Origin of the sequence: Desulfacinum hydrothermale DSM 13146 (assembly GCF_900176285.1) — a bacterium.
Taxonomy (GTDB): Bacteria; Desulfobacterota; Syntrophobacteria; order Syntrophobacterales; family DSM-9756; genus Desulfacinum; species Desulfacinum hydrothermale.
This window is the reverse complement of the sequence record NZ_FWXF01000044.1, coordinates 1-4,026: the sequence shown is the minus strand read 5'-3', so window position 1 is coordinate 4,026 and position 4,026 is coordinate 1. Positions and strand designations below refer to the sequence as shown.

4 protein-coding genes are annotated in these 4,026 nt (G+C 49.4%); all 4 read left to right on the top strand.

Features of this window, described 5'->3' with window-relative positions:
- A partial coding sequence (gene traC / locus B9A12_RS16410; RefSeq protein WP_139796706.1) for a type IV secretion system protein TraC occupies positions 1–1,805 on the top strand: 1,805 nt, incomplete at its 5' end.
- Between the two features lie 19 nt (positions 1,806–1,824).
- A complete protein-coding gene (locus B9A12_RS16405; protein ID WP_084059162.1) occupies positions 1,825–2,280 on the top strand; it encodes a hypothetical protein in 456 nt (151 codons plus the stop codon).
- Between the two features lies 1 nt (position 2,281).
- Positions 2,282–2,833, top strand: a complete 552-nt coding sequence (locus B9A12_RS16400; RefSeq protein ID WP_170920703.1) for a PH domain-containing protein — start codon at positions 2,282–2,284, stop codon at positions 2,831–2,833.
- The gene (locus B9A12_RS17910) at positions 2,730–3,296 is read left to right on the top strand and encodes a lytic transglycosylase domain-containing protein (RefSeq protein WP_342752498.1); all 567 of its coding nucleotides are present in this window, start codon (positions 2,730–2,732) and stop codon (positions 3,294–3,296) included. Before B9A12_RS16400 ends, B9A12_RS17910 begins: the two co-directional genes overlap by 104 nt.
- Positions 3,297–4,026: the final 730 nt, after the last annotated feature.

Below are 4,026 nucleotides of genomic sequence, written 5' to 3'. Positions count from 1 at the left end.
ATGAAAATGTGCTGCTCAGGGACCAGATACTGTATCCGGGGGACCGAATTACCCTAAACCGCGAGTATATCAAAATAAACGATACCTACGTCCAGCCCATCTCAGTCAAAAATTATCCGAAGCATGCCTCGCTTGCGATGATGGCATATCTGATCGGCGATCCCGGAGGAATCAGCAATCAGATAACCGTACCTTGGATGATGACGACCGGAATTCATTTTCCGAACCAGAGAAGCAAATCCGCCGCCGTGCGGAACAAGGCGCAGACGATCACGTACCAAGCATATGGTCCTTTGCTCAGATTTATCCCTCGTTTGGCCTACAAAAAGCACGGGTTCGACGTGCTGCTGCACAGCATGGAAGACGGGGATGTTCTGGTTGAGGTGGCATTCAACCTTGTTTTGTTTGGAAAATCTGCAAAAGAGTTGGAAAAGGTAACCAGCGCACTCCGGACGTACTATGCAATACACCAGATGGATGTGGCCCCGGAGCGGTACATTTGCTGGCCGGTGTTTTGGAATACGCTACCTCTGTTTCCGTCCTGCGAGTCCATTGCCAATCTGTCGCGCTATCGCACGATGGGTGTGCGGCACGCGAGTCAGTTGCTACCTATTCTTGGGGAATGGAGGGGGACCGGGACGGGGGCGGCTTCAATTTTCGTATCCCGCCGGGGACAACCGATTCTGTTTGATTTTTATGACTCTCCCACCAGTTACAACGGGGTTATTGTGGCCGAATCCGGGGCGGGGAAGTCGTTTCTCACACAGCAATTTATCGTGGACTATCTTGGTTGTGGTGCCCGGGTATGGGTAATTGATGTAGGCCGAAGCTATGAAAAGCTGGCAGGGGTGTTACAGGGTGAGTTTATCGAGTTTTCTGAGCGAAGCCAGATCTGTCTTAACCCATTTAGCTTAGTGAAGGACATAGACGATGATACGGACTTGCTTCGGGAGCTTATTGCCAAGATGGCGGCACCGAACGGTTTGGACGACTATAGGTTAGCGCGGACGGAAGAGGCAATTAGGGCGGTATGGGCACATCTCGGACCTACCATGACAGTAACGGATATTTACGAATACCTTTTGGGACAACATGACGACCGTCTCAGGGATCTCGGAAATATGTTGTATCCGTGGACAAAATACGGATCCTACGGACAGTGGTTTAACGGACAGAATAATCTTAATTTTGACAATGCCATGACCGTGCTGGAGCTTGAGGAGTTAAAGCCCCGAAAGCAACTTCAGCAGGTGGTGCTGCTACAACTGATTGCCCGGATCCAGCAGGAAATGTATTTGTCTGGAACGGATCAGCCCAAGATACTGATAGTAGATGAAGCATGGGATTTATTGGATGATCCGGGTGTTGCGAAGTTTATGGAACACGGATATCGGCGGTTTCGGAAATACAATGGTGCGGCCATTATAGTTACACAGTCGATTAACGATTTGTATTCGAGTGTCAACGGAAGAGCCATAGCGGAGAACTCTCCGCATTTGTTGATTTTGCAGCAGCGCTCCGAAGCCATTGAGTCCGTGGAACACGAGGGCAAAATAAAAATGGAACCCTATGCTTTCCGGGTGATGAAGGAACTACATACGGTCAAGGGGCAGTATTCGGAGATTCTATTCCACACTGGTCGCGGCTGGGGTGTGGGACGTTTGGTTGTGGACCGGTTTACCCAGGTGCTGTACAGCACGTCGGGTCCGGAACGGACCGAGATTTTGCGAGCGATACATCGGGGTGTTCCTGCCATTGAAGCCATTACGGATTTTCTGGCACAGAATAAAGATACGGAAGGATAGAAAGGAATGGAGGCCGGGCATGGCGGTGGGAGATCAAAAGGGAAGAAGCACAGCGGAAAGGGGGGTATCCATTGTTGAAACGTTTTTGGTGAGTGCCATTGTATCGGTAGTGATGATCATGGTGTCCTATTATGTACTGCCGCAGCATTCAACGGGTGATATCTCAAAAAGGAAAACTCCAGGAATTATAGTGGTGGATTCCGACAAGCTGATAGAGCTTAAGCTGAAGGAACTTGAGAACAGGTTGAAGGAAGATCCCACAACGGACTTAACTGGTGAGGGGGCTGAATTTGCCAGGCGCATGAATGAGCTTATTGAGCAGTTGGGAAGAGAGGGGAACGTGGTACTTCAGGCACGGTATGCCCTTATTTATCCGTCTGCCATGGACCGGACCCGGGATTTGGCCATGGCACTGGGTGTGAAGTTTCAAGAACACGACAACAAACAGACAGGTGTGACAGATGGGAAAGAGTAATATGTTTGCCAAATTTCGAACGGTATTGCATCCCGGTGAACAGGTACTCATGTCCGTGCGTGCACACTGGATTGTACTCAATAAACCGATGAACGTACTGGGGTTGCATCTGGTGGCCGCTTTTTACGGGTCCATGCTGTTTCCAAAGTATTTTCTGCACATCGCAGGTTCGTGTCTTTTTTCGGTATTGTATTTTGTATACGCGGTTTTGGAAAGGAACCGGAACATCTGGCTTGTAACCGACCAGCGGGTAGTGGATGAGTCTGGTGTGTTTTCTTTGTATTCCAAGGAAAGTCCTCTGAACCGCATTAACAACATTTCCTACAGCCAATCTTTGCTGGGACGGCTTTTGGGGTATGGTACTGTTACCATACAGACCGCCGCAGAATATGGGGAAACCGTTTATAGGTATGTGGACAATCCCCGTTTGCTGCGGGATACGATCACCAATGCCATTCACGGGGTTTTTGAAATGCCGGCCAGCAGAAACGAGGATCATCCTCTGGCGGCGAAACCGGAAGAACACTGGATTATTCCGGAGAGACAAGGATAGGAAAATGCGGCACATGCGGCTTGTTCTCCGATGTATTCTTGCAGCCGTTGTGTTGTTTTCCTGGACCGAGCAGGGGCTTGCGTTCTGTTGGAATGAAGCAGGTAACAGGTATGGAATTTCCCCCTGGCTGCTTTATGCAATTGCCCGCGTGGAAAGCGGACTAGATCCCGATGCCGTGCATGTAAACGAGAACGGAACGCGGGATCTGGGACTCATGCAAATTAACACTGCCTGGCTTCCGACCCTGAAACGGTTAGGGATTACGGAAAACGATTTGCTTGAGAACGCATGTCTCAACATACAGGTTGGCGCATGGATACTAGCGCAGAATGTAACCAGGTTAGGTCCGACCTGGAATGCTGTGGGTGCCTACAATGCGACATCTCCGGACAAGCGGCTTCGGTATGTTGGGAGAGTTGCCAGGGTACTGCTGGACATTTTTGCGAAGGAGACCAGTTTTTAACGGGTCCATTTTCGATTTGAGTTAAAAATCCCACTCATAGAAGGTTCTATTCTCTAAAACGCCTCTTGTTTTCTTGTTATTTTTGGCCTAAAAAGAGGGTAAGCTCTTTGACAATTTTATGAATGTTTCGTTTGGCTGCTTTTAGCACAACAAACCCCAATGCGGGGAGGGCAAGGTACTCCATGTTTTCCCCGCAATGGGGACCATGGGTTTGGCCTTGTCCTTTCCGCAGAAAGGAGGCTCCCATGGAAGGATTGATCGAGGCTGTGAGCATTTTGAAGGGGATTATTCTGATTGGTGTTTTGGCTCCTGTTCTCACGGGGGTGTTTATGCACTTCTTGGAATGGTAAGGCATCCCATTCCTCGGGGCCATGGGAGACCGCTTCTGCGGGTAAGACATAAAGTCGGTACCTGGTTATCGGTCTCCCATTTTTTCCTCCTTCCTTAATTTCCCTTATTTGTCAGGGCCTCACCTGAGCCTGCGAATGTTTCGCATGAGTTCGGGCTGAGGCGAGGCCCTGACAAAACATTGTGAACATTAAAGGAAGGAGGAAAAATGATGAAAGAACGGTTTTTCTCTTCTGAACAGGTCAAGGCATTTCGTGAGCTTTTCGGCACTGCGCTGAAGAATCCGGAAGCCATCCTGAACGACGACGCATCTCTGCAGGATGATGATGACTACGTTTACGTTCTGGATGAAGTTAAGGAAACACCCGAGGAGCTTTATGAG